The organism is Aliivibrio sp. S4MY1 (assembly GCF_028765545.1).
Taxonomy (GTDB): domain Bacteria; phylum Pseudomonadota; class Gammaproteobacteria; order Enterobacterales; family Vibrionaceae; genus Aliivibrio.
This window is the reverse complement of sequence record NZ_JARACP010000027.1, coordinates 1-24,059: the sequence shown is the minus strand read 5'-3', so window position 1 is coordinate 24,059 and position 24,059 is coordinate 1. Positions and strand designations below refer to the sequence as shown.

The 24,059-nt window shown below is 43.9% G+C and carries 30 protein-coding genes; all 30 read left to right on the top strand.

What is annotated here, in order from left to right:
* Window positions 1-267, top strand: a complete 267-nt coding sequence (locus PVK71_RS19190) for a hypothetical protein (RefSeq protein ID WP_274420867.1) — start codon at window positions 1-3, stop codon at window positions 265-267.
* A complete protein-coding gene (locus PVK71_RS19185) occupies window positions 252-791 on the top strand; it encodes a hypothetical protein (protein ID WP_274420866.1) in 540 nt (179 codons plus the stop codon). Before PVK71_RS19190 ends, PVK71_RS19185 begins: the two co-directional genes overlap by 16 nt.
* The gene (locus PVK71_RS19180; RefSeq protein WP_274420864.1) at window positions 788-1,003 is read left to right on the top strand and encodes a TraR/DksA C4-type zinc finger protein; all 216 of its coding nucleotides are present in this window, start codon (window positions 788-790) and stop codon (window positions 1,001-1,003) included. Before PVK71_RS19185 ends, PVK71_RS19180 begins: the two co-directional genes overlap by 4 nt.
* On the top strand, window positions 1,004-1,303 hold the full coding sequence (locus tag PVK71_RS19175) for a DUF2730 family protein (RefSeq protein ID WP_274420862.1): 300 nt from the start codon (window positions 1,004-1,006) through the stop codon (window positions 1,301-1,303).
* A gap of 11 nt (window positions 1,304-1,314) precedes the next feature.
* The gene (locus tag PVK71_RS19170) at window positions 1,315-1,605 is read left to right on the top strand and encodes a VpaChn25_0724 family phage protein (protein WP_274420861.1); all 291 of its coding nucleotides are present in this window, start codon (window positions 1,315-1,317) and stop codon (window positions 1,603-1,605) included.
* Between the two features lie 9 nt (window positions 1,606-1,614).
* Complete coding sequence (locus PVK71_RS19165; RefSeq protein ID WP_443111737.1) at window positions 1,615-2,211, top strand: DUF3486 family protein; 597 nt, start codon at window positions 1,615-1,617, stop codon at window positions 2,209-2,211.
* The gene (locus PVK71_RS19160) at window positions 2,204-3,790 is read left to right on the top strand and encodes a terminase large subunit domain-containing protein (protein WP_274420858.1); all 1,587 of its coding nucleotides are present in this window, start codon (window positions 2,204-2,206) and stop codon (window positions 3,788-3,790) included. Before PVK71_RS19165 ends, PVK71_RS19160 begins: the two co-directional genes overlap by 8 nt.
* On the top strand, window positions 3,787-5,337 hold the full coding sequence (locus PVK71_RS19155; RefSeq protein WP_274420856.1) for a DUF935 domain-containing protein: 1,551 nt from the start codon (window positions 3,787-3,789) through the stop codon (window positions 5,335-5,337). Before PVK71_RS19160 ends, PVK71_RS19155 begins: the two co-directional genes overlap by 4 nt.
* Window positions 5,330-6,112 (top strand): phage head morphogenesis protein, encoded by a 783-nt coding sequence (locus tag PVK71_RS19150; RefSeq protein WP_274420854.1) that lies wholly within the window; start codon window positions 5,330-5,332, stop codon window positions 6,110-6,112. Before PVK71_RS19155 ends, PVK71_RS19150 begins: the two co-directional genes overlap by 8 nt.
* Window positions 6,113-6,418: 306 nt before the next feature.
* A complete protein-coding gene (locus PVK71_RS19145; protein WP_274420852.1) occupies window positions 6,419-7,387 on the top strand; it encodes a phage protease in 969 nt (322 codons plus the stop codon).
* A 2-nt stretch (window positions 7,388-7,389) separates the two neighbouring features.
* Complete coding sequence (locus PVK71_RS19140; protein ID WP_274420850.1) at window positions 7,390-8,286, top strand: Mu-like prophage major head subunit gpT family protein; 897 nt, start codon at window positions 7,390-7,392, stop codon at window positions 8,284-8,286.
* 50 nt (window positions 8,287-8,336) lie between these two features.
* Window positions 8,337-8,585 carry a hypothetical protein gene (locus PVK71_RS19135; RefSeq protein ID WP_274420848.1) on the top strand — a complete coding sequence of 83 codons (249 nt, stop codon included), beginning with the start codon at window positions 8,337-8,339 and terminating at the stop codon, window positions 8,583-8,585.
* 2 nt (window positions 8,586-8,587) lie between these two features.
* Window positions 8,588-9,145, top strand: a complete 558-nt coding sequence (locus PVK71_RS19130) for a hypothetical protein (protein ID WP_274420847.1) — start codon at window positions 8,588-8,590, stop codon at window positions 9,143-9,145.
* Window positions 9,146-9,183: 38 nt separating this feature from the next.
* Window positions 9,184-9,765, top strand: coding sequence for a hypothetical protein (locus PVK71_RS19125; RefSeq protein WP_274420845.1), 582 nt, complete (start codon window positions 9,184-9,186; stop codon window positions 9,763-9,765).
* 2 nt (window positions 9,766-9,767) lie between these two features.
* Window positions 9,768-10,202: a gp436 family protein gene (locus tag PVK71_RS19120; protein WP_274420843.1), complete on the top strand. Its 435-nt coding sequence runs from the start codon at window positions 9,768-9,770 to the stop codon at window positions 10,200-10,202.
* Window positions 10,202-10,744, top strand: a complete 543-nt coding sequence (locus tag PVK71_RS19115) for a phage virion morphogenesis protein (protein ID WP_274420841.1) — start codon at window positions 10,202-10,204, stop codon at window positions 10,742-10,744. Before PVK71_RS19120 ends, PVK71_RS19115 begins: the two co-directional genes overlap by 1 nt.
* Window positions 10,741-11,352 (top strand): hypothetical protein, encoded by a 612-nt coding sequence (locus PVK71_RS19110; RefSeq protein WP_274420839.1) that lies wholly within the window; start codon window positions 10,741-10,743, stop codon window positions 11,350-11,352. The genes PVK71_RS19115 and PVK71_RS19110 overlap by 4 nt, the downstream gene beginning before the upstream one ends.
* Window positions 11,349-11,543: a DUF2635 domain-containing protein gene (locus PVK71_RS19105; protein WP_274420837.1), complete on the top strand. Its 195-nt coding sequence runs from the start codon at window positions 11,349-11,351 to the stop codon at window positions 11,541-11,543. Before PVK71_RS19110 ends, PVK71_RS19105 begins: the two co-directional genes overlap by 4 nt.
* Window positions 11,543-13,021 carry a phage tail sheath subtilisin-like domain-containing protein gene (locus tag PVK71_RS19100; RefSeq protein WP_274420835.1) on the top strand — a complete coding sequence of 493 codons (1,479 nt, stop codon included), beginning with the start codon at window positions 11,543-11,545 and terminating at the stop codon, window positions 13,019-13,021. Before PVK71_RS19105 ends, PVK71_RS19100 begins: the two co-directional genes overlap by 1 nt.
* A 13-nt stretch (window positions 13,022-13,034) precedes the next feature.
* Window positions 13,035-13,388: a phage tail tube protein gene (locus PVK71_RS19095; protein ID WP_274420833.1), complete on the top strand. Its 354-nt coding sequence runs from the start codon at window positions 13,035-13,037 to the stop codon at window positions 13,386-13,388.
* On the top strand, window positions 13,388-13,744 hold the full coding sequence (locus tag PVK71_RS19090) for a phage tail assembly protein (RefSeq protein ID WP_274420831.1): 357 nt from the start codon (window positions 13,388-13,390) through the stop codon (window positions 13,742-13,744). Before PVK71_RS19095 ends, PVK71_RS19090 begins: the two co-directional genes overlap by 1 nt.
* Before the next feature lie 113 nt (window positions 13,745-13,857).
* Window positions 13,858-15,585, top strand: coding sequence for a phage tail tape measure protein (locus tag PVK71_RS19085; RefSeq protein ID WP_274420828.1), 1,728 nt, complete (start codon window positions 13,858-13,860; stop codon window positions 15,583-15,585).
* A gap of 11 nt (window positions 15,586-15,596) precedes the next feature.
* A complete protein-coding gene (locus PVK71_RS19080) occupies window positions 15,597-16,916 on the top strand; it encodes a DNA circularization protein (protein WP_274421894.1) in 1,320 nt (439 codons plus the stop codon).
* Window positions 16,909-17,985, top strand: a complete 1,077-nt coding sequence (locus PVK71_RS19075; protein ID WP_274420824.1) for a phage baseplate assembly protein — start codon at window positions 16,909-16,911, stop codon at window positions 17,983-17,985. The genes PVK71_RS19080 and PVK71_RS19075 overlap by 8 nt, the downstream gene beginning before the upstream one ends.
* 8 nt (window positions 17,986-17,993) lie before the next feature.
* A complete protein-coding gene (locus PVK71_RS19070; RefSeq protein WP_274420821.1) occupies window positions 17,994-18,596 on the top strand; it encodes a phage baseplate assembly protein V in 603 nt (200 codons plus the stop codon).
* A gap of 7 nt (window positions 18,597-18,603) precedes the next feature.
* Complete coding sequence (locus tag PVK71_RS19065) at window positions 18,604-19,050, top strand: phage GP46 family protein (protein WP_274420819.1); 447 nt, start codon at window positions 18,604-18,606, stop codon at window positions 19,048-19,050.
* On the top strand, window positions 19,040-20,107 hold the full coding sequence (locus tag PVK71_RS19060) for a baseplate J/gp47 family protein (RefSeq protein ID WP_274420817.1): 1,068 nt from the start codon (window positions 19,040-19,042) through the stop codon (window positions 20,105-20,107). The genes PVK71_RS19065 and PVK71_RS19060 overlap by 11 nt, the downstream gene beginning before the upstream one ends.
* Window positions 20,092-20,685, top strand: a complete 594-nt coding sequence (locus tag PVK71_RS19055) for a YmfQ family protein (RefSeq protein ID WP_274420815.1) — start codon at window positions 20,092-20,094, stop codon at window positions 20,683-20,685. The genes PVK71_RS19060 and PVK71_RS19055 overlap by 16 nt, the downstream gene beginning before the upstream one ends.
* Window positions 20,685-21,539 (top strand): hypothetical protein, encoded by an 855-nt coding sequence (locus PVK71_RS19050; protein WP_274420813.1) that lies wholly within the window; start codon window positions 20,685-20,687, stop codon window positions 21,537-21,539. The genes PVK71_RS19055 and PVK71_RS19050 overlap by 1 nt, the downstream gene beginning before the upstream one ends.
* A gap of 11 nt (window positions 21,540-21,550) precedes the next feature.
* Window positions 21,551-22,114, top strand: a complete 564-nt coding sequence (locus PVK71_RS19045; protein ID WP_274420811.1) for a hypothetical protein — start codon at window positions 21,551-21,553, stop codon at window positions 22,112-22,114.
* Window positions 22,115-24,059: the final 1,945 nt, after the last annotated feature.

Sequence of the window (24,059 nt, the reverse complement as noted above, 5' to 3'; positions counted from 1 at the left end):
ATGGGCGCGAATTGGGACTACTCAAAAACAAAAGGGCGTGAAATGCGCTTAGAAGCAGAGTTACGCTTTGCAACCACAGGCGAGCCAGTCCCAACAACGCCCCCTTTATTCAGTCACGATGCCACGCTGCAAAGTTATTTCTCAAAAGCGTGGAACCGAGTAACCCCTGTTGATATTCGAGTCCATTGTCAAAAGGACGTACCAATTCAAACCCAAGGGGATCGATTATCAAAACTTAGGAGTCTAAGACAATGTCACTGTCATTAATGGCAACCGTCGCCTCACTGGCGGTAAAGCTAGGGCCAACGGTAATACGTGGCGTATCTAGTTTATTTGGTGGCTCAGAAACCGCCGACAAAGTAGCAGGTATTGTCGAGATAGCCGACAAGCTAACCGACCAATCAGATAAAGAAAATCTGATAATGAACGAGCTAGGCAAGTTACCACCAGAATCCCTTGCTCAACTTGACGAATTAAAGATAGCGCTTGAAAAAGAAAACACGCGCCGTTTAGAAGTCGCTGCACAAGATGCACAAGCCGAGCACGAACAAGCGCAAGCCACTATTCGCCAAGGCGACAAAGCAAGTGATCCCGTTGTTCGTCGAGCGCGTCCACGCATCGCCTTTTTGAGTTTTATCGCAACCGCTATTTACGTTATCTCAATGTCAGTTGCCAATGCCTTCTCACATGGATTAGGCGCAGACATGGCAGTAGCAGGTTTATTAATGACACCTTGCGCTGCTTACCTTGGTTTACGTCACCGTGAAAAAACAGCAGGAATAGCATCATGACAGACCAATTTGATAGAGCTCAAGAAAATGATGAACGCTTCCAAAGCAACAGCCTAAAGCGTCAGCAAGAAAACCGAATTAAAGAAACACCAGATGAAGATGAACACGGACGCTATTGCTTAACGTGCGGCAATCTCATTTCACAAGAACGCCTTAACGCAAACCCTAATGCAGTGCGTTGTGTTCCGTGCCAGTCAAAACAGGAATCGTAAATGGAACTACTGAGAGAATGGTGGACAGTAATTTATGCGGTAGCTCTGAATCTAGTTCTGCTTATTCTTGTCCTTTTATCCAAAACTTACGCTCGTCGTGAGGAACTAGATAAGGTGAGTAAGAACGTGGCAGATTTAACCGAGCAAATGAAGCACCTCCCTTCTCATCAGGACGTGCAAAATTTAAGGCTAGAGCTTTCAGAAACTCGCGGAGAGCTGCGAGAACTCAAAGCCGAAATAAAACCAATTAACCATTTGGCACAGTTGCTACTAGAGCAACAGCTAAAACAAGATAAATAAACGAGGTTCAAATGAGCTTTAAAGAACTGTTAAAAGAAGACCAGCACTTGGTCATTTTGCGATCATTGCTTGAGATGCCATCTTACGAAGCGAATGAATCCATCATTGATTCATGCCTTGATTGTTACGGCCATAACATTAGCCGCGATACGGTTCGCACTCGCCTTAGTTGGTTAGAAGAGCAAGAGTTAGTGTCCACGCGAGAACTGGCAGGTTGCATGATAGCCAAGTTAACCAGCCGTGGTGAAGATGTAGCGACAGGTCAAGCCGTTGTCCCTGGCGTAAAACGCCCACGAGCATAGGAGCAACCAATGTCGATTACCGCCCCTGCAAACCGAAAGTCTAAAATCTCACTCTTACCAGAAGAGATAAAGCAGCAACTAAACGTGCTTATTCGCTCTGGAAGTATGCAGCAAAAAGACATACTCGCCGCTGTGCATGAAATGATTGATGAGGCTGGACTAGGCGAAGATGCCAAACCAAGCCGTTCAAGCTTCAACCGCTACGCCAAGAAAATGGAAAACATGGGGGCACGTATTCGTCAGGCTCGTGAAGTGGCCGAAGTCTGGACAGCAAAGCTTGGTGATGCGCCCACCTCAGAGTTGGGTAAGTTACTGCAAGAGTTCGTTCGTACTATGGCGTTTGAAACATCATCGCACATGATGGAGCAATCAGAAGAGAAGCAAGAGCCAATCCCACCAAAGGCATTAGCACAATTAGCCTTGGTTATTCAACGTATCGAGCAATCATCAATGGTGTCTCATAAAGTTGAGCAAGAAGTCCGAAAAGCCTATGCAAAAGAAATGGAAAGCAAAGTAGATAAAGTTGCCAAAGCTTCAGGATGGACAGCGGATACGGTTGCAGAGATAAAACAAGAGTTCTTTGGTATAGGTCCAATCAATGAATAATCTTAATGGCGTTACAAGTGGTATTTTAAAATCATTTAATGAAAGTGATCTATTGCTTGATTATCAAAAGCGATGGATAGCTGATGATTCGCCATTAAAGATTGCAGAGAAAAGCCGACGTACAGGTTTAACTTTTGCTGAAGCAGCAGAATCGTCAGTAACCGCAGGAACCGCAAAAGGTGAAGGCGGCTCGAATGTTTTTTATGTTGGTTCAAATAAAGAAATGGCGCGAGAGTTTATTGATGCCGTAGCTTTGTGGGCTAAGGTATTCAATAAAGCCGCTGGAGAGATTCAAGAAGAAAACAAGCTAGATGAAGATAAAGACATTCTAACCTTTGTAATTTACTTCAGTTCTGGATTTAAAGTTCAAGCCTTATCAAGTAACCCATCAAATCTTCGTGGTATGCAAGGCACGGTTATTATTGATGAGGCTGCATTCCATGAGCGATTAGCCGAAGTACTAAAAGCCGCCCTTGCATTAACCATGTGGGGCTCAAAGGTTCGATTAATCAGTACTCACAATGGGATTGATAATCTATTTAATCAGCTTATTCAGGACAGCAGAGCAGGTAAAAAACGTTATTCTATTCACACCATCACCCTTGATGATGCATGTCGTGATGGCTTGTTTAAGCGTATCTGTCAGGTCACTAAGAAAAAGTGGTCTCAAGAGAAAGAAGATGAATGGAAGAGTAATCTTCTCAAAGACACCGCAACAGAAGAAGATGCATTAGAAGAATATCAATGTATACCAAAGAACGGCGGCGGTGCTTATATCAGTCGTGGCTTACGTGAACGAGCAGCACGATTAGCTGATGCGCCAGTCTTAGCCTTTACAGGAACAACCGAATTTAACCAAGCCAAAGAGCACATTCGTGAAGCCGAGATGAAAGAATGGCTAGATGAACACGTTCAGCCAGAGCTTGATAAGTTGGATCCTAAACTTCGCCATTCACTCGGGGAAGATTTCGCACGTACTGGAGACTTAACCGTTTACGCACCAATCGCGGTTCATAACAACACAACGCGAAAAGTCCCATTTTTATTAGAGCTTCGTAACGTGCCGTTCAAACAGCAAGAACAAGCTCTCTACTATATATGTGATCAACTGCCGCGCCGTGATGGTATTTATCTCGATGCACGTGGTAACGGCCAATACTTAGCCGAGCAAGCAAAATACAGATACGGTGAAGAAGTGGTAGAGGTCATGTTGTCCGTGTCTTACTACCGCGAAAATATGCCATCGTTTAAAGCCGCCTTTGAAGATGACGAGCTGCTATTACCAAAGCATGAAGACGTCATTACCGATTTGGGTCAAATACAAATCAAGGCCGGAGTGCCAAGTATTGATTCAAGCCGAACCAAAGGCGAAAACGGAAACAAACGCCACGGCGATAGTGCCGTCGCTATTTGGTTTGCTTACTTAGCCTCAAAGGCTGATATCACCCGTTACGGATTGCACACCATTAAAGCCGCAGGTGATGAAACCACGCGATCCTTTTATGGGTCAGCAGAAGAAAACAATCGATTTGACGATATGCCGCATCAAGACTTGCGCGGTAAAGGAATTAGACTATGACCGGAATTTTAGACGCAAAAGGCAACCCAATAAAAGCAGACAAAGAACTACTGTCTGAAGACATTGCCAAAGCCTATACCACCAGTGTAAGAAACCCACGCCCTGCAAGCGTGGCTTCTACTGTTACCCCTCAGCGTTTAGCCGGATTACTTCGCTCAGTGATTGATGGTAATGACCCCGAAGCATTCATGACACTAGCCGAAGAAATGGAAGAACGTGATCTTCATTACGCCGCCCAACTTCGCACACGTAAATTAGCCGTTGCCGCTATCCAACCAAGTGTTGAGCCGCACAGTGAAGATGAAGCCGACATGCTAATGGCCGAGCGCGTTCGTGAAGTCGTAGACAATGACCAAATCCCCGAGCTTCTTTTTGATTTGCTCGATGGCTTAGGCAAAGGCTTAGCCGTAGTACAAATTCTATGGGACACAAAGAAATCACCATGGAAGCCAAAAGACTACAAATGGGTAGACCCACGTTACCTACGTCAAGACCAAGAAACCTTGTCGCAAATATTGCTTATCAGTAATGACGCACCAAGTGGCGAGCCACTAGAGCCTTACAAGTTCATGGTTCATACACCGCGTTCTAAATCTGGTAGCGTGTGGCGTAATGGCCTAGCGCGATTAGTGGCCGTGATGTACATGCTAAAGTCATTCACCATTCGTGATTGGTGGGCATTTGCCGAAGTGTTTGGCATTCCTATTCGTGTGGGTAAATATGGCGCAAACGCAAGTTCAGAAGACATCAACACCCTAGTCAATGCCATTGGTCGCATTGCCAGTGATGCAGGCGCGGTTATCCCTGAATCAATGAAGCTAGAATTGATTGAAACCGCAAAAGGAAATGGCGGGAACACCCTGTTTGAAAACATGGCGCGATGGTGTGATGAGCAAACAAGTAAGGCCGTACTAGGTCAAACCATGACAGCCGACAACGGAAGCTCTAACTCGCAAGCCACCGTACACAACGAAGTACGTTTAGATATTGCAAAGTGGGATGCCAAGCAGCTTGAGTCATGCGTCAATGAATACCTAGTTAAGCCTTACATTATTCTTAATTGGGGCGTGCAAGATCATTACCCGAAAGTACGCATTAAAATCGATGAGCCAGAAGATTTAAAGTTGTTCATGGAAGCACTAGCACCAGCCATTGATCGCGGCGTTCGTGTAACAGAAGATTCAATCTTAAATAAGTTCGGACTAAAAACAGCAGAAGATGACGAACGAGTGCTTCACCCCGTTAACCAACTTCAAGCGCCAACAACAACCGTAGGGTTAAACCGTCGCCTTGCTATAAACCAAGTAAGCCAAACGGTAGATAAAGAAATTGAAGACATGACAAACGAAGCCATGGGCGATTGGGTAGAAACCGCCGAAGACTTCATGAACCCAATTCTAGCATTGGCAAATTCAGTCGATACCTTTGAAGTGTTCAATGCCAAGTTACCGCAGCTTCAAGAAGAGCTAGGTGCAGAAGCGTTCGTCGCATCGATGACAGAATACATGTTTAAAGCAAGAGCCTTGGGAGACGCGAAAGATGTCTAGCCCAAGCGTGATCTCAAAAGAAGCATTGGCATGGTTTAAGAAAAAAGGCATAAAACCTTCTTTTGATTACCGTGACGTGTGGGAAGAAGAACACGCCAACGCCTTCACCGTAGCTAAAATGCTCAATGCTGATTTGCTTGTCGAAGTGAAAGGGTTAATAGATGAAGCCATAGAACAAGGCCAAACCTTTACCCAGTTTCGCGACATACTAAAACCACTGCTAGTAAAATCCGGTTGGTGGGGCATTCAAGAAATGGATGACCCAACCACCAAAGAAACAAAGATAGTTCAACTAGGCAGTGAAGGTCGTATAAAAACCATTTACAAAACCAACATGAGAACAGCAAGAGCCGCCGGACAATGGGAGCGAATAGAACGAACCAAACGCGCCATGCCCTATTTGCTTTATCAACTAGGACCATCACTTGAGCACAGGCCAGAGCACGTAAAGTGGAACGGCTTATTGCTGCCAGTGGGTGATGAGTTTTGGCTCAACCACATGCCGCCGAATGGATGGGGCTGTAATTGTTGGATAAGACAGGTATCAAAGTTTGAAGCAGAGAAACTTGTCCAGGATAAAAAAGTAACGACCACTGCACCACCAGATAAAACCAAGAAGTGGGTAAACAAGAGAACAGGAGAAGAAACCACTTTACCCGTAGGTATCGACCCCGGATGGAATTACAACCCCGGTAAAGAGCGTGAAAAAGCCCTTTCACTAGACCTAGTTCAAAAAGAGACGGTAATGCGTCAAACGCTATATAAGGGCGTTTAAAGTGAAATTAAGATAATCACGAGATAAAAAAAGTTTAAACGCGCTCAGTTGAATTTAAACGGTGTTTAAACGCGGTTTTATTATATATTTAGGTTGGCGGTTGTCTTTCAGCTTGCTAACCTGATTTTTATCTGTAATCTATAAAGCCTTCCCCTTCGCAATACCCAATCCCAAACTCTACTGTTTTAATCAATCGACGTTATTCTCGATGACTTCGCACATCGGTGCATTATGAACTCCTACCAAGAAACATATCAATCAACCACAAGGAGGTTGCTATGTAACGGTCAATTTCTGGAGTGAGTAATGTTTCAAACAACATACACAGCCCTTTGTTTTAATCTTTCAAATACAGCGTCACCAGAAGGTCTTTGGCTTCCGATGATTCCTGCAGGGAATTTCTCTGGTATTGATAAACGCTCTTGGAATAATTCAAACCCTGATTCAATCGTTGCAGCGTTTTCTCAAAAACTGCCTTTTGATGTTGAGCACTCTACTCACCTTAAAGCGCCTAATGGCGACCCAGCGCCTGCGGTTGGTTGGATTACCCAACTCCAAAACCGTGATGGCGAAATTTGGGGAAAGGTTGAGTGGAACAGTGAAGGCCACGAGTTAATAGAAGAGAAGAAATATGCATTTTATTCTCCTGCTTTTAACTTCGATGGTTCAGGCAATGTTTATTCGCTTGAAAGTTCAGGACTAACTAATCAACCCAATCTTAATGTTCCAGCCTTAAATCGAAGAGAGGAAGAAGACATGAAGTTTTCGAAAGAGATCATCGAAGCTCTTGCGTTAAAACCAGAAGCAACTGCGTCTGAAGTGCTAACCGCCATCAACTCAATTAAGTCAGAAAAGCAAACCGCATTAAACAGTGCGCAGCAACCAGACTTAACTAAGTTCGTTCCAAAAGATACGTATTCAATCGCGCTTAACCGTGCTGAAACAGCCGAAGGTAAATTAAAAGCAGTTGAAGATGCAGAGATTGAAGCATTAGTTGATAGTGCGATTGCCGACGGAAAAGTAGCCCCTGCAAACAAAGACATGTTTGTTGGCATGTGTCGTGCTGAAGGTGGCAAAGAAAACTTCTCTGCGTTCGTAGCAACAGCAGCAGCCGTCGTCACTGGTAAAGAAGAAAAAAAACCAAACCTTGCTACTAACAGCAAGCTGGATAAAGAAGAGCTTGCGTTATGCCGCAAGATGAATTTAACCGAAGATGAATTCCTTAAATCAAAGGAAAGCATCGCGGCTTACAACGAACAGAATAAGGACGCGTAATCATGGCGACTGAAGATCAAGTTATTGAAGCACTATTTGTATCTATGAATGCTGCGTTTGTGAAAGGTGTTTCACGAGCGCAACCACAATGGGACAAAATCGCAACCAAAGTACCATCGGCTGGTGCAGCAAACTTTTATGGTTGGTTAAAAGACTTACCAGAGATTAAAGAATGGGTCGGCGATCGTCAGCTTGCGGATGTTGGTAAGCACGGTTATGCGATTGAAAATAAAACGTATGAAAGCTCTATCTCGATTAGTCGTGAAAATGTTGAAGATGACCAAATCGGTCAGTACTCAGTATTAGCCGAGCGTTTTGGTGATCAAGTTACCATGTTCCCAGACAAATTAGCTTATCCATTGCTAGTCGCTGGCTTCACAACATTGTGTTACGACGGCCAAAACTACTTTGATACCGACCACCCATTAGATACTACGCCTGCATCGACGTTCTCGAACGTAGTTGGCGACCCATCTACAGATACGGGTTCACCTTGGTTCTTGATTGATAACTCTCAAACGCTAAAACCGATTGTGTATCAAGAGCGTCGTCCGTTCGTGTTTAAAAACGTGAATCCGACAGAAGAATACACCTGGTTTAACAACAAATTTGCAGCAGGTACAGATGGCCGTTGTGAAGTTGGCTTCTCGTTCCCTCAATTAGCGATTGGTTCTAAAGCCGCGCTAACCGAAGCGAACTACGAACTGGCCGTTAAACAACTTGGTGGCATGAAGCGTGCCGATGGTGTTCCGCTTGGTGTTCGCCCTACAACGTTAGTGGTTGGTTACGCAAACCGTGCCGCCGCTAAGAAGTTGATTGAACGAATGCTCATTGAAGGTGGTGATACCAATATCTACTACCAAGATGTTGAAGTGATTGTGTCACCATTCATCGCTTAACCAGTACGCCATGGCGGTAGCAATGCCGCCATGCTTAAAGGAACAAGACCATGACCATTAAAGTGAATCTAAATCCAGATACATGGACTCTTATTTCTTCTGCGGCTGTTGGCTACATGGATAACCAAGCAGGCAGCGTGGTTAAGTACCGAGTTGAAGATGCAGCACCAGACAATGCCGAAACATGGGGGCATCAACTAAAGCTTGAAAAAGGCATTGGTTGGTCACGAGCAGTAGCGAAGAACATTTACGGAAGAACAGCAAGCGCAACGGGAGACGTTATCGTCACGGAGGGATAACCATGTTTTTTGAAGGTCCACCGATTATTAGTCAAGGCGCCGCGCCGACTCCAGCTTCTGTTCTTTTAATGAGAGCGGGTTATCTAACTCAAGATGCAAACCCATTAAAGCAAACGCTAGCTGCTGATAATGCACCAGAAACGATTTTGTTTAATGTTACCCAAATAGCTTCTCCAGACATTACGGTTGATCTTGTTAGTGGCGAAGTAACGGCAGTCACTGAGTTTAATGGCATGACGAGTATCAATGCGTTGGTATTACGTGAAAGCTCTCCCTTTGCATCGTCTGATTGGGGCATGTTTGCTGAGGTTCTTGTCGATGGTTCTTGGGTTCAAGTTGAAGGAAGTTTACGACCACTCACTCTTGGCTTTCAGTTTGATAATGAAAAACGTCCTAATGACTTTACCGTGTCTGTCTCATTAGCAGCAGGACAAAAATTCAGATGGCGACACTATACAACCGATGCAAGCAGCCAAGTGTCACTGGTTTCATTTCCTCCATTAAATGGATTGCCATCAACCGCAGGCGTGATGATGAGCTTTTGGGGCGTTAAACCCTGATTAATCCCTCTTTATATTGTCTTTAAAAGGAGCTTAACGTGAGTGAAGTATCTAAAAAGAAAAAAGCAGCGAAACCTAAAGAAACAAAATCAACGGCTAGTGCAAGCACAAAGCCAGTTGACGATGGTAATACCATCACAGCAGCGCAAGCCCAACCGAAGCAAACCGCGTCGGGATTGGCAGCGTTAACGGGTCACTATCAAGCACCAATCGCGCCACCAAGTGACCTTGTAGTTAAAGAAGATAATGGTGATGAAATTGAAGTGGGTATTACAATTGTTACGAAAAGCAATACCGAGCTGGATAAGCAAGTCGATGATGGGCTTTTGGACTTACTTGATCGAGAAGCCGCTATCGAAGTGCTTGGCGCTATGGAAGTCAGCTCGCGTTCAGACAATGGCTTCTGGCGCAGCGGTGTTCATTTTTCTCGTACTGAGAAAACAGTGGTTATTGTTGTCAGCGATGATGACATTAAAAACCCTGAGCTATCTCAAAGTGGACTTGGTATTGAAAGCGCGTTTCCTGTGGTGTTTATGGCACCATCACAAGCGAAAAGAGTACACGATGAGCCTCACTTAAAAGTTGAAGTGCTAGAACTTGAATCCTTGATTGGAGAATAAGCATGGCTATCTACGCAACCAAGCAAGACTTAATAGACCGTGATAATCAAATGCTCTGGAACGTCGCTATTGATAGAGACACAGACCAATTGAATGACACTGCAATTGAGCAGGCGTTGGAGCAAGCAGACGAAGAGATCGATTCTTTTATCGGTCGTCGATATGTCCTTCCGCTTCCAACCGTGCCAGGCATGTTAAACAAAGTAGCAATGACTATCGCGTTCTACTGGTTATCAGACCGTGACCAACAAGCCACGGACTTAGTAGAAAAGCGTTATGAAATGGCATTAACCACGCTTCGTGAAATTGCCAATGGAAAGCGCGAACTTGGCCTTCCAACGGTAGACACACCCGAAGAAGGGAGCGTAGGTAAAGTAGAGCTTGTTCAAACCAACGAGCGATTATTCACAAGAGACACATTGCGAGGCGTTCTGTAATGGGAATTAGCGTTCAGGTTACTGGAACAGAAGAGCTTGAGCGCTATCTACGGTTAGTCGAAACCCTAACCGACCCAAAGCACGGTGAAGAATTACTCGATAGTCTTGGTGCCATCGTTGAAAGCCAAACAAGAAGACGCATTGCGGATGAGAAAACCGCGCCAGATGGCACAGCATGGCAAGCATGGTCAAGCGATTATGAAAAGACCAGGCATGGCAATCAATCCCTACTTCAAGGCGATGGCGATTTATTAGATTCAATCCAATACATCGTTGAGAAAAACCAAGTGCGAATTGGTTCACCATTGCCTTATGCAGGTGTTCATCAAGACGGGTTTTCAGGTGTGGTTCAAGTGGATGCACACACAAGGTTAATTACTGAAGCATTTGGCAAAGCCTTGGCGTTCCCTGTTTATCAATCGGTTGCTGCTTTCAGTCGCCAAATGGAAATAGTACAACGTCAGTACCTTGGCCTAAGCAACGACAACCAAACCGAAGTCTTTGCGGTTATCGGTGATTTTTGGAAGGAAGTAATGGCATGACAACAAGACCCAGTTTACAAACGCTCGGTTCTACCGTATGGGCCAGCGAGCAAATTGTTACTTATCTTAAAACCAAGCTTGAAGGTGGCAGTCGTGATGTAGACAAAGTTCAAGAAGTTGAGCGTCACATCGGAAGGTTAGATAAGCCAGAAGAAGTAAAGCGTTGGATGGGTAACAAAGATGGTGGTATTCGTGTTGCGGCTATTAAAATTCCAAAGATGCAAAACCTCGGCGGTGAGTTAATCGGCACTATTAACTTTGCAGCTTACGTGTTCATGACTGACATGTGGGGTTATTCAAAAGATGTACGTGCTGAAGTGATAACCGCAAAACTCGCTAAAGCAATCATGAGTCGAGGGTGGCACTTACAATATAAAGCAAGTTCAACCGCACTGGATGTAAGAGCGGATAACTTATACAGCGGAAAAATTGACGAGTTAGGAGTGTCTATTTGGGCTGTATCTTGGACACAAGATTGGCGTCTCGATGTAGAGATTGATCTCGATGAGCTAGCCCCATTCCTAACGTTTGATTTTAAAGCCCCAATTGCTGACGGTGCGCCAGTGCTAGAAGCTGATATTCAATTACCACAGGATCCACAACCATGATTATTACTGTAAAACCTAAAAAAGAAGCCGTTCTCGTTCGTAAGCCAGACGGAACGCACTTAGATAAGAAAGGCGAAAAAGTAAAGCGCACTGCTTTTTGGGTTCGCCGTATCAATGATGGTGATGTCGTTGTTGAAGAAACCGAGCAATCAAATACACCGGCTAAAACTGAAGAGAAAGGAGACAAATAATGGCATTAGGTACTATCCCCAATGATATTCGCGTGCCCCTGGTTTATATCGATATCGATAACAGCCAAGCATTAAGCGGAACCCCTGCGCAAGCGCAAAAGATTCTGGTGATTGGTCAACAATTATCAAGCGGAAGCGCAACGCCTTTAAACCTAGAGCGCATCACAACAAGCGAAAGCCGTTGGGACGAGCTATACGGCAAAGGCTCGATGATGGCACTAATGCTTAAAAAGCTGCGTAAGGCAAACTTCTCTACCGATGTTTACGCTCTTGGTGTTGCTGATTTAGTAGCAGGCGCACAAGCAAAAGCAGAGCTAACCATTACCGCCGCCAATGCGAAAGCAGGCGTGATTGCTTTGTTAGTTGCTGGTCAATCGGTTCAAGTCGCAGTGAAAGACAGTGACGCAGATTCCGCCATTGCAACCGCAGTGATCGCAGCCGTTACCACGCAAACTAACTTACCAGTCACCGCAGCTTTAAAAGCCGCATCTACAAACATTGTAGAATTTACTTGTAAGCACAAAGGCGTAACGGGTAATGACTTAGAACTTCGTTATAACTACTACGATGGTGAAGTGCTTCCAACGGGTGTGGCATTAGCAACGACTGCTTTTACAGGTGGCGCAGGCACACCAGACATGGCAGCGATTGTCGCGGCTATTCCTGATGAATGGTACAACCACGTAGTAAACCCATACAACGACACTCAAAGCATGAACGACTTACGTGATGAGTTAGTCGAGCGTTGGGGTCCACTTAAAATGATTGAAGGCATTGCTTATACCGCTTTTCGTGGCACGTTCGCTGAGTCAGGTTCTTACGGCCAAGCGCGTAATGACTTCTTATTTACTTGCATGGGCACCAATGCCGCACCAAACCCAACATGGGAATGGGCTGCAAGTTATGCAGGTGTTGCATCATACAACTTAGCGATTGACCCAGCGCGTCCGTTGCAAACGTTAATCTTGCCAAGTTTGTTACCACCGAAAAAAGAAGTGGCTTGGGATTTAACCGAGCGTAACCTTCTACTTAAAGATGGCATTGCAACCTATACCATCACACCGGGTGGTCAAGTGGCGATTGAGCGTGAAATCTCAATGTACCGTGAAAACATTTACGGTGACCCAGACCCAAGTTATTTAGACATCACAACGCCTGCAACATTGGGCTACTTACGTTACTCGATGCGTACCATGGTAACCAATAAATATGCTCGCTATAAGTTAGCTGATGATGATGTGTTGCCACAGTTAGACCCATCTCAGCCAGTGGTCACACCAAAGCTTATGCGCTTGTCTATTTTAGACTTAGCAACAAATGATTGGATCCCAAAAGGCTTGATTGAAAATTACGCTCTCTTTGCTGAAACCTTAGAAGTGTATCGTGATGAAGACCAGAACCGTTTGAACTGCGTAGCGCATCCAGACATCGTGAATCAGTTGCGAATCTTTGCAGCACTGTTTCAATTTAAACTTTAAGAAGGAATAAATTATGGGATCAATTCTCGGTGAAGTGGTTGTCCGTCATAACGGAAAACAATTCAAAACCACAAAAGGGTCACAGTTAAATCCGGGTGGATACACTCGAACACCAAAAGTCGGACCTGGTCGTGTGTGGGGTCAGTCAAAAGAGTACACAGTACCAACGATTACGATGGTGATTGCGGCGGATGAAGATGTCGATGTACTTGAAATTAACGCGATCGAATTTGCCACGTTAACATGGGAAGGCGATAACGGCGTTGATTACATGATGACAGACTCTGCACCGCAAGGACCTGCAACGTTGTCCGACTCTGGTGATATTAACGTTGTGTTCCAAGGCAACAAAGTGAGTAAAACCTAATGGCACAAATGACCTTTATTTTAAAAGACGGCTTCAAGATGGGTGAAGAAACCCATTTTGAAGTGGGTTTAAAAGAGTTAAGCAGTGGCGATTTGATAGACGCACAAATGGCGGCTGAGAAAATCGTTGTTCAGAATGGTGTTGCCGTTGCTTATACCTCTGATGTTGTTATGGGTTTGGAGATGCTTGTTCGTCAAGTTGAATATATTGGCAGCTTTCAAGGGCCGCTTCAAATCAAAGAGCTTCGTAAGTTATCGCCGGGTGATTTAAATGAACTTCAAAAGCAAACTAGCCTGCTTGATAAAATGTTAATGAAGGAGTTTGAACAACGGGGGCGACCTCAAGGCGCTTCCTGATAAATGTCAGAATCTGCTGCTTGCCATGAGTGGCAGATTCCCAGTAAGTGCCTTATCTCCCCTTCCTGTTCGTCGGTTATTAAAGTTGTACTATCAGCTTAAGGAACTACAGAATGTCCAATAAATTAGTTACCGATATTGTTCTTAATCTCGCTGGTAACCTATCTCAAAAAGCAAAACAATATGGCGCGAACATGTCGGAGTTCGCAAAGAAAAACGAACGCGCCATGGGTATTATCAAAAAATCATCCGAAGCCGCAGGCCGTGGCATTGACACGCTTGGTAACCGTTATGTTGGTTTTGCCAGTACGGTTGTTGCTGGCACTGCGGTTAAGAACGTCGCCGCGTTTGAAGCCCAAATGACACGTATCGGAACGAACGCCATGTTAAGCGCGGAGCAAGTCGATATGCTTACCGCTTCTATTCAAGGTGTTTCAAATCAAAAAGACATTCGCGTTGCAACTACCGATTTAGCGTCAGGGGTTGATGAGCTGCTAGCAAAGACCGGTGATCTAGAGTTTGTAAATGACAACCTAGAGAACATGGGCTTATTCATGCAAGCGTTCGGGGCCGATGCACAATCTACCGCTGCTATCTTTGCTCAGTTCCGTGAGAAAGGCGTTAAATCGTCAACCGATGTAATGAACACCATTGATGACTTATACGGTCAGTTTGCGGTTGGTAGCGTTAACGTAAGTGACTTGGCTAACGTATCAGAAAAGTTATTCTCAGTTTATCAAGGCAAAGGGCCACAAGCCATTTCACAAATGGCAGGGTTGGTTCAACTGTTTGCTAAAACAAAAGGCAGTGCCGACGAATCAGTAACGTCTATCGAGGCAGTGTTCTCAGCGTTTCAAGATAAAAAGAAAGTTGAGTTTTTAGATCAACAAGGTATTGAGGTCTTCAAGAAAGGAACCAAAGAGCTAAGAGAGCCCGTTGAATTATTAATGGAGATCTTAGACAAAGCCCAGAACGATCCAATGAAGTTAGGCGATGTGTTTGATGGCACCGCTATCAGTGGCTTAACGTCTCTTTACTCAGAAGAGAATAAAAACCTATTAATGAAAATGACGTCAGGCACTGCCGAGCTAGGTGCAACGCAAAAGGCAGCAGCGACTAACGCCGCCACGTTTAACAGTGCGATGTCGTCAATGAATAACACTTTCAATAAAATAGCGAATGACAAACTTGCCCAACCAATCCAAGACGTTGCAGATGCGATAAATAGCGTAGACAGCGAAACCATTGACGATTGGTTAAAATGGGGTGAAACCGCTGTAATCGCCATTGGTGGCATTATCGCAGCAAAGAAAGGAATGGACTTTGTAAACACAACTCGTGACTTTTTCGGGAAAGGAGGAAAGGGTGGCGGTTCTGGCGCAGGTGGAATGCAAGACTTAGGTGCGATGCCTGTTTATGTTGTGAACATGGGTGCAGGCGGAATGGGTGGCGGTCCTGTTGGCGGTGGCGGTGGTCCAACATCTAATCAACCTAAATCTAAAACATCAAGTCTCATTAAATCTGGCGCGGCCAGTGTTCTATCTGGTGCGATCCTTTATCAAGCAGGTGAGTCAATCGCATCTAATGCTCAAGCGTTTAGCCCTTTTGATGTAAGACGAAAAAGCAGTGTTGATGCTTCACAGCTTCCGGATAACTTCCCAGTATCAGCAGGGTTGCTTGATGTGTTTGACGATATCAAAGGTTTCTTTGGTGGTTCTTCAAAAAGCGCAGGCGCTGCAAATATTGGTCTCGATATAAAAGTATCTGATGACCGTATCCAAGTAACTCAATCAGCCAGCTCACCAACTATTTCAATCAATCTTGATAATGGCAGAAATTAAAGGAGCTTTAAATGTCGTTTGAAACCCGTTTAATGGCCTCTATTCGTGGCATTGAATTTAAACTTGAAGACGCAGACGGCAACTCTGGCCGTCGTGCTGTTCCTCATGCTTACCCAAAAAGAAACACAGGCTGGACAGAAGACAACGGCGCAGTGCTTACCAATCAAACCATCACTGGAATAGTGGTTGGTGATAACTACGTTAAAGAACTCGTCGATATTCTTGCTGCATTAAATAAGCCAGGCGCGTGTGAGTTAATTCACCCTTGGTTTGGTGTGCAGCAAGTTCAAGTGGGCAAAGTAAGCCATAAACTTGTTAATAAAGAAGATGGCATCGCCACCTTTAGCTTTGAAGTATTTGAAGCAGGCAAAGCCTTATTCCCCGTTGCAAGTGTTGATACGGTTCATGTTGTTAAAGCCGAATCAGCAGCAAGCCAAGAAGCAAGCAATGATGCTTTTGAAAAAGAATGGAACGAAGACGCAGAGTTAGGTGCAGGCGATATGATTGACGCGTTCTTGGATGACATGGAGGAGTTCACGCGTGGTTTGCCGTCATTACCTTCTGAATTAAGAGAATGGACAGATCGCCTGATTCGAGTAAAAGACTCGGTGGGTAAACTGCTTGCGTATCCTGGTGAATTAGCCCGTGAAGTAATGGGCTTACTAGAAGACGTAAAAAGCGTGGTTAAGGATCCTATTCGTTCACTCGAAGTTTATGACCAAGTACGAAACCGTTGGGATGGAGCACGAGCAGAGTTAGCAATAACGGGTGGCTTAACCAATAACATCGTCACTGATGGCACTAACGCAAGCTCTGTACCGAACAGCGCAAACCCTATCACTCAAGCCGATATCATTAAAAATAGTGAGACCTTTAAAATATTGGTGCTTGAATCCGCCGTTGTCTCTAAAGCCTCAGCCTTGGGTGACTCGATTCTTGTTCAAGATTTATCACCAAAAGTAGAAGTGATCACAGGGTTAACAGGCGCAGACAGCCAAGCCGTTCTTACTGGTCAACAACTACGAAACATTGGTTATAAGATAGCGGACGAGTTAGCAGAGCTTGCGGCTCAAGCGGTTGATTCTGGCAGTTCTTCAGTCTGGCGTCAGTTTCGTATTTTACGCCAAGCAGTACTAAGCGATACCAAAGAGCGTGCCGAGCTGCTGCCACAACTTAGTATTTATACGCCAATCATTACCACCCCTGTTGCATTGGTGGCATGGAGAGAAACAGGAAATACCGAATTAAGACAAAGCATTGTGCGTCGTAATGGGTTGAAGAATCCATCCTTCATTCAAGCCAATGAACCTGTCGAGGTAATTAATGGATAAGGTTTTATTAAAAATTAATGGCCGTGTTTATTCTGGCTGGACTAAGGTTAAAATCACCAGAGCGCTTGATGCGATGTCGGGCGACTTTGAGTTAAGTCTCACTTGGGACTTAGAGAACGCGATTGATAAACCGATTAATGAAGGCGATAGCTGCGTTGTTGAGTTAGGAACGGACCGAGTTATCACAGGCTTTATTGATGATTGGATCCCAAGCTATGACGAATCAGAAGTAACCATTGCAGTAAGTGGTCGTGATAAAACGGGCGACTTGGTGGATTGCTCGGTGGTTGGTCATTCTCAATTTCTTAATCTTGATTTAGCTCAAATAGCGAAAGAGATATGCAAGCCGTTTAACATTACCGTGGTAGTTAATTCACCCGTTGGTGAGCTGTTTAGTCGTGTGGCTATCGAGCAAGGCGAAACGTGTCACGAGCTGCTTACTCGCTTAGCAAAGCAACGTGGCATTATGCTAACCAGTGATGTTTACGGCAATCTTGTACTAACCAAAGCAAGCAATGAAGTGCTACCCACTGCGCTTGTGTTGGGTGAAAACATTAAAGCAGCACGTGGTCGATTCTCTCGCCGTGATCGCTTTAGTAAGTTCATCGTTAAAGCCACAGGTTACGGTGGCGGCTCGGAGTGGGACAATACCGCTGTTACCGCGATTGGTGGGCAAAAAGCAGAAGTAACGGATAAAGACATTACCCGTTATCGCCCTAAGATTATTGTGAATGATGAGATATCAACAGCAGAAGGCGCAAGCAAGCGCGGACAGTGGGAACGTCAACGCAGCATTGGTGAATCAAATACGTCAGAGATTACGGTAACAGGGTGGAGAATGTCGGAAGGCGGTAAGCTTTGGGAAACCAACAAGCTGGTCACGGTGAAAGATTCGATTCAAGGCATTAACGGCAATTTATTGATTAAGACTATCATGTTCAGTGAAGATGATTCGGGCCGATTAACCGTGATTGGTGTTATCCCACGTGAAGCAATGGATATCCCCGCATCGATTGAGAAAGAAACCAAATTAGACGCTGGATGGTCTGGCGCAGTCGTTGAACGTTAAGGCTTATTATGAACAATAGAATGATTGAAAAGTTATTGGCACCCATCCGCCGCCGTTTAAGTTTAATTGTGGCGCGTGGCATTGTAACCTTGGTAAACGATGGTACTAATCGTCAAAACATTCAGGTCATTGGTTTTGCTGATGAAGCGCTCGATAATATGGAAAGATTCCAGAACTACGGCGTGACTTCTGTCCCTCCAAAAAGCAGTGAAGTGATCGCCGTTGCTACTTCTGGTATGCGCTCTGGATTGGTGGCAGTGTCAGTCGAAGACAAAGAATGCAGACCTAAAAATCTGGAAGAATTGGCGGTAATGCTTTACCATCTTGAAGGTCACGGAATCACTCTCACCAAAGACGGAAAAATTCGCATTTCATCAACTGACGTTATTCTTGAAGCGTCTAACTCCTTTACTATTATATCCCCTGAGACCTTAATTCAAGGCCCTCTTCATGTTACTGGCGGCATCTCAACTGATTTGGGAATGTTTGCAGATGGTGGGATAACTTCAAATGGTGTTATTACTGGCGCTGATTTATCAGCAGGTAATTTCTCTTATCTTGGACACTACCACAATGCAGGAGGGTCAAATACTTCGCCACCAATTGGGTAGATAGCAGATGAGCGCACGCATCGTATATGACAGCGCAGGAGTAATTATAGAGAGCGGAAGTGTTCAAGATGACACACTTACCGCTCTTGTTTTTATCTCTATGTTTACCGATGCAAGGGCTGACGATTCAGACATATTGCCAGATAATTCTAACGACCGACGCGGGTGGCCTGGCGATACCTTTTATGACGAACCATGGGGCTCTCGCCTCTGGCTTCTTTACCGCGAAAAACTCACCACTGACGTTCGTAATCGTGCCGTTAAATACGCTGAAGAGTGCCTAGCTTGGATGCTTGTAGACAGCGGTGATGGCGTAACGGCTAAGTCGGTTTCTGTTACTGGATCTATCCCCCAATTTCAAGTGCTTGCACTTACTGTGGTTATCACTAAACCAGACGATAGTGTCATTACACTGACTGTCTCAAAACAATGGGATATTCAATATGCCTTATAGCGTTCCTACTCTTCGACAACTCATTGATACCGGTTTAATTGACCTTGAAGCGTCGTTAGATGAAGTGTTACCAAAGTTTGGTATAGAGCAAGCGCTCAACGTTGCAGTGAGCGGAAGTGTTCGTGATTTATACGATTACATCACGTTTGTTGTTCGCCAAATTATCCCGACTTCAGAGTCAGAAGACCAAACAATTATTGATACCGCTCGTTATGAAGGTGTCATTCAAAAGCTTGCCACTTATGCCGTTGGCCCTGTTACTTTAACGGGTAATTCATCGGTTCCTGTCGGTACTAAATTAAGCCATCAAGACGGTCGTGTTTATAGCGTAACGATTGCCGAGCCACCATCAAATGGAACGGTCATTGTTACGGTTCAAGCGGATGAAGTTGGTGTTGCTGGTAACTTGGTTTCAGGCGAGATATTAACCTTGGTTTCTGCGGTTCCTGGTATTCAACCAAACGGCATTTCAAACGGCATTATTGGCGGTGCAGAAGACGAATCAATCGCCTCTGTTTTAGACCGTTTATTGTTCAGAAAACGTAATCCTCCAATGGGTGGCGCTGCGTTCGATTATGTAGCTTGGTGTCGTGAAGTTCCGGGCGTAAGTAGAGCGTGGGGAGTCGATTTTTATCAAGGCGGTTCTACTGTTGGCTACGCGTTTGTTTTTGATGATAGAGAAGATATTTTACCGACCTATTCCGATTATGCAGCAATGAATGATTATATCTTTCGTCATGCTGACCCATCAACAGGATCTGACGTTGGTAGACCAGCAGGAATTGAAGCAATAGCAATTCAATTAATGTTAAAAACTACCGATATTGATGTGATTATTTCACCAGATACGCCAGACAATAGAACCGCTGTCGAACAGAGTATCCGCTCTTTTACTCAAACGTTAAGTCCAGGGCAAACTATGTATAAAAATAGCCTTGGAACCGCCATTGGTTCTACGCCTGGCATTAATAATTATACGATCGATTTAGCTGCTGATGTTCCTGCTCAAACTGAGGAACTAAACACAATAGGAGCCATCACATGGGGCACTCTATAGCAGCATGGACAAGTGCGCTTCAACAGCAAATGCCACGTGGTTTAGCTTGGCCTACGGATACGTCAGGAAAGTTATATAAATACGTTTCAGGGTATGCGCCACGCTTACAAATAGTAGAGGAAAAAGCAGCGGGTTTACTCTCTGAAATGCGCCCAGAAACAACGATTGAAATACTAGAAGAATGGGAAGTATATTTAGGGCTTCCAGAGTGTTTCGTTCAATACCAAACGTTCGAAGAAAGACGTAACGCAGTAATAGAAAAATACCACCGTAAAGGCGGTTTGCAAGCATGGAACATTGAAGAACTAGCCGCTAAGTTAGGCTTTGATATTTCAGTTGATGAGGTGTACCCACACCACTGTTTACGTGATTGCACTTACCCACTTTATGAAGAGAGTTTAAGAAACGTAATTCAAATAACTGTATACGGAATTACTCAAACCTATTCGACGTGTTTGGATGACGTTTTAACACCAATAGCATCATCAAATAACGCCGCTATTCTTGAATGTACATTGAACAAATTTAAGTTAGCAGGCAAGTACTACAACTTCATTTATCCACAAGAGGAAGCATAATGCATTTTCTTCAAAATGGTTCACAGGTATCACCTGTTCCAGCACCAAAGCCGAGAACAGGAACACCGGGATACTTCACCGAGAGTGGAGTTGATAACCGTCCTTCATATCCTGGTCAAGACTGGTTTAATGCGGTAATTCGTGAGTTTCAAGGCGCACTTTCTGCGAATGGCGTAGCGTTTGACCCAGAGAAGTATGATCACCTTACTAAGCTACTTGCAGGCAACGGTAGCCAGTTCGCCCCATACCGAGCCGATCGAGAATACGCAACAGGCGAAACCTGCACGACTATTAATGCAACTACAGCCGCTTTAGAGATTTGGCAAATGTACGCAGGACCTAATCTATCGTGTATAAACAAAAACCCACAAGACCCGTTAAATCGCCATGACCAATGGTCTGATGATACTTCCCCGTTCTGGTGGATACCTTATGTTGGTAGTCAAGTTGGGATGCCGTTTTATTGGTTATCTGTTGACGCTCCTGAATGGGCAATTATGGAGATTAATGTTAATTTACCTACTGCCGTTTATTGGAGGCTTGCCCTTCGTTATCCTCTACTTGTTTCTGGTGGTTATATTAATACAGGCGAGATTCGAGGGGAGTATTTGCGGGTGCTAGATCAAGGCCGAGGGGTTGACGTTGGTCGCCAGATAAACTCTTGGCAAGATGGGCAAGTGGGTGAGCATAACCATGATTCAACATTCCCTACTTCAACGGTTCCCGGTGGTGGTGGTAAGGTTGCAAGTGGCGCGAATAGCTTAGGTACTCAGTTAACTATTCCAACTACATATTTTGGGGGTGATGATTCTTTAGTTAGAAATATAGCCCGTCCGATGGCAATTATTATTTAAGGTGTATCTGCATGAAATATATGAACTGGTGCAAGGAAACCAAGGTTGTTAATTTAAATCCATTAGATGCAGTGTTTAGAGGTGGGCTGTATCACTTGCCAACCTCTTCTATTACTGATTTTGGTCTGGTTCTTCCATTTAAGGATGGATTTAAGGTTGCTGTTGATGTAATTGATGATTCAGGAAATCCTTTATCAACTAAGTATATTTTAGATTTAGTTGGTAAAACTGTTTATGACAAAAGTAACTGCAGCAAATCACAAGTAATAGATAAGCTTGGTGAGCCTGATTTCGAATGGACACTAGATACCCCTAAAACCAGATTCGATGAATGGGTTAATAATTTTGGTTGGGTTACTAATATTCAAAATAAATTCCAATCAGAAGTCCTTGACGTTGATTCTAAGCGTCGATATTTATACTCAACTATTGTAGATCCTCTTCGTGCTGAATCCAGTGACGAAGCGTTACAAGGTAACATTGTTATAGCTAGCGAGTTAGATAAGCAACGTATCGAAGCAAGAAAGAAAATTAAAGACGAAAACCCATTTCCAGAATATCCAACCGAGCTATAAATAATAAGGCTAGAGTATTGAGCAGTTTAAACGCTGCGCAAATCTCTAGCTTTCACTGCTCACAATGCTCGCCGCGCTACATCAAGGTATTAATTTAGAAGCTGTAAATATGGCAGGTAGTGAAGGCGAGGTTTTGTGGCAGGAGTTACTTACTAAGTTACCATAGGCTTAACAATCGCATCAACACGATTTACTACACTCGGCACCTCAGGTTGTCGGGTGTTTCTCGTTTTAGGGCGTCAATTTTAAGTATAATCGCATAGTAGCAAACGTGTTATGCAGGCGTTATACGAACTCTGAGAATGCAGTTTTTTGGTTCAGTTCAGCGATTGAACCATTAGTTTTTTAGATGTGAAAGTAGGGTGGTTTTCCTTTTTCTTTGTTGCCTTTTGGTATTCGTTTCATCAGGTTCGGCATTGAACTATTATTGCCCTAAATTCAGGCGTTTCAGAGGCTAATTTACGCTTCAATTGTTCTTTGGTTATGCCTCATTTTATCCAGCATCAGTGTTTTGCTCTCAGCATTTTCAATCCCAATTGTGGGTAGGATATTTGGTTTATCAATTCCAAACTGGCTGAAACCAAATCGTTCAAATGGTGTAAGAAAAAGGATTGTTTCGTTTCACAGTTATTGTCGTTGATTGGATATTTTGCTCGCTTAATTGAGCCAGTCTAATTAAAATCGTTTTACAGTAAATCTTGGTAAATCAGTTCTTTACCAATTTAATCGGAGCGAAAGCAAGGCTCGTATAACAAAGCAATCAACACGATGCTATTTACATTCGGCATTCGCGGTTTGGAGTTTAATTGGTTTTGTAAGTCGGTCTTTCGCACGTGTTATTGCGGCGTTATACGAACTCTGAGAATGCAGTTTTTTGGTTCAGTTTAGCGATTGAACCATTAGTTTTTTAGGCGCGAAAGTAGGGTGGTTTTCCTTCTTCTTTGTTTCCTTTTAGTTTTCATTTCATCAGGTTCGGCATTGAACTATTATTGCCCCAAATTCAGGCGTTTCAGCGGCTAACTTACGCTTCAATTGTTCTTTGGTTATGCCTCATTTTAGTCTGCATCAGTGTTTTTCTCTCAGCATTTTCAATCCCAATTGTGGTTAGGATATTTGGTTTATCAGTTCCAAACTGGCTGAAACCAAGTCGTACAAATGGTGTAAGAAAAAGGGATTGTTTCGTTTCACAGTTATTGCTGTTGATTGGATATTTTGCTCGCTTAATTGAGCTAGTCTAATTAAACTCAGTTTACAGTAAATCTTGGTAAATCAGTTCTTTACCAATTTAAGCGAAGCGAAAGCAAGGCTCGTATAACAAAGCAATCAACACGATGCTATTTACATTCGGCATTCGCGGTTTAGAGTATAATTGGTTTTGTAAGTTGGTCTTTCGCACGTGTTATTGCGGCGTTATACGAACTCTGAGAATGCAGTTTTTTGGTTCAGTTCAGCGATTGAACCATTAGATTTTTAGGCGTGAAAGTAGGTGGTTTTCCTTTTTCTTTGTTGCCTTTTAGTTTTCATTTCATCAGGTTCGGCAATTGGCCATTATTGCCAAAAGTTTATGGATTTCAGAAACAAATTCACGCTTCAATTGTTCATGGTTTTGCCTCATTTTATCCTGAATCAGTGTTTTCCTCGTAGTATTCTCAATCCCAATTGTGGTGAGGATATTTGGTTTATTAGCTCAAAACAGGCTGAAACCAATTCGTACAAATGGTGTAAGAAGAAGGGATTGTTTCGTTTCACAGTTATTGGCGGTGAATGGATATTTTGCTCGCTTAATTGAGCTAGTCTAATTAAAATCGTTTTACAGTAAATCTTGGTAAATCAGTTCTTTACCAAGTTTATCGGAGCGAAAGCAAGGCTCGTATAACAAATGCATCAACACGATTTGCTACACTCGGCGTTGTCAGTTTGTCTTTGGTTTTAGTGATTAAGGCAG

Bases quoted from the DNA above. Each gene is read 5' to 3' on its own strand.
- PVK71_RS19080 (WP_274421894.1), top strand. From the start codon at position 15,597: ATGTCGTTTGAAACCCGTTTAATGGCCTCTATTCGTGGCATTGAATTT.
- PVK71_RS19115 (WP_274420841.1), top strand. From the start codon at position 10,202: ATGGGAATTAGCGTTCAGGTTACTGGAACAGAAGAGCTTGAGCGCTAT.
- PVK71_RS19060 (WP_274420817.1), top strand. From the start codon at position 19,040: ATGCCTTATAGCGTTCCTACTCTTCGACAACTCATTGATACCGGTTTA.
- PVK71_RS19175 (WP_274420862.1), top strand. From the start codon at position 1,004: ATGGAACTACTGAGAGAATGGTGGACAGTAATTTATGCGGTAGCTCTG.
- PVK71_RS19150 (WP_274420854.1), top strand. From the start codon at position 5,330: ATGTCTAGCCCAAGCGTGATCTCAAAAGAAGCATTGGCATGGTTTAAG.
- PVK71_RS19090 (WP_274420831.1), top strand. From the start codon at position 13,388: ATGGCACAAATGACCTTTATTTTAAAAGACGGCTTCAAGATGGGTGAA.
- PVK71_RS19185 (WP_274420866.1), top strand. From the start codon at position 252: ATGTCACTGTCATTAATGGCAACCGTCGCCTCACTGGCGGTAAAGCTA.
- PVK71_RS19140 (WP_274420850.1), top strand. From the start codon at position 7,390: ATGGCGACTGAAGATCAAGTTATTGAAGCACTATTTGTATCTATGAAT.
- PVK71_RS19180 (WP_274420864.1), top strand. From the start codon at position 788: ATGACAGACCAATTTGATAGAGCTCAAGAAAATGATGAACGCTTCCAA.
- PVK71_RS19120 (WP_274420843.1), top strand. From the start codon at position 9,768: ATGGCTATCTACGCAACCAAGCAAGACTTAATAGACCGTGATAATCAA.
- PVK71_RS19110 (WP_274420839.1), top strand. From the start codon at position 10,741: ATGACAACAAGACCCAGTTTACAAACGCTCGGTTCTACCGTATGGGCC.
- PVK71_RS19070 (WP_274420821.1), top strand. From the start codon at position 17,994: ATGAACAATAGAATGATTGAAAAGTTATTGGCACCCATCCGCCGCCGT.
- PVK71_RS19045 (WP_274420811.1), top strand. From the start codon at position 21,551: ATGAAATATATGAACTGGTGCAAGGAAACCAAGGTTGTTAATTTAAAT.
- PVK71_RS19190 (WP_274420867.1), top strand. From the start codon at position 1: ATGGGCGCGAATTGGGACTACTCAAAAACAAAAGGGCGTGAAATGCGC.
- PVK71_RS19160 (WP_274420858.1), top strand. From the start codon at position 2,204: ATGAATAATCTTAATGGCGTTACAAGTGGTATTTTAAAATCATTTAAT.
- PVK71_RS19065 (WP_274420819.1), top strand. From the start codon at position 18,604: ATGAGCGCACGCATCGTATATGACAGCGCAGGAGTAATTATAGAGAGC.
- PVK71_RS19055 (WP_274420815.1), top strand. From the start codon at position 20,092: ATGGGGCACTCTATAGCAGCATGGACAAGTGCGCTTCAACAGCAAATG.
- PVK71_RS19105 (WP_274420837.1), top strand. From the start codon at position 11,349: ATGATTATTACTGTAAAACCTAAAAAAGAAGCCGTTCTCGTTCGTAAG.
- PVK71_RS19165 (WP_443111737.1), top strand. From the start codon at position 1,615: ATGTCGATTACCGCCCCTGCAAACCGAAAGTCTAAAATCTCACTCTTA.
- PVK71_RS19085 (WP_274420828.1), top strand. From the start codon at position 13,858: ATGTCCAATAAATTAGTTACCGATATTGTTCTTAATCTCGCTGGTAAC.
- PVK71_RS19135 (WP_274420848.1), top strand. From the start codon at position 8,337: ATGACCATTAAAGTGAATCTAAATCCAGATACATGGACTCTTATTTCT.
- PVK71_RS19075 (WP_274420824.1), top strand. From the start codon at position 16,909: ATGGATAAGGTTTTATTAAAAATTAATGGCCGTGTTTATTCTGGCTGG.
- PVK71_RS19130 (WP_274420847.1), top strand. From the start codon at position 8,588: ATGTTTTTTGAAGGTCCACCGATTATTAGTCAAGGCGCCGCGCCGACT.
- PVK71_RS19170 (WP_274420861.1), top strand. From the start codon at position 1,315: ATGAGCTTTAAAGAACTGTTAAAAGAAGACCAGCACTTGGTCATTTTG.
- PVK71_RS19100 (WP_274420835.1), top strand. From the start codon at position 11,543: ATGGCATTAGGTACTATCCCCAATGATATTCGCGTGCCCCTGGTTTAT.
- PVK71_RS19095 (WP_274420833.1), top strand. From the start codon at position 13,035: ATGGGATCAATTCTCGGTGAAGTGGTTGTCCGTCATAACGGAAAACAA.
- PVK71_RS19145 (WP_274420852.1), top strand. From the start codon at position 6,419: ATGTTTCAAACAACATACACAGCCCTTTGTTTTAATCTTTCAAATACA.
- PVK71_RS19050 (WP_274420813.1), top strand. From the start codon at position 20,685: ATGCATTTTCTTCAAAATGGTTCACAGGTATCACCTGTTCCAGCACCA.
- PVK71_RS19155 (WP_274420856.1), top strand. From the start codon at position 3,787: ATGACCGGAATTTTAGACGCAAAAGGCAACCCAATAAAAGCAGACAAA.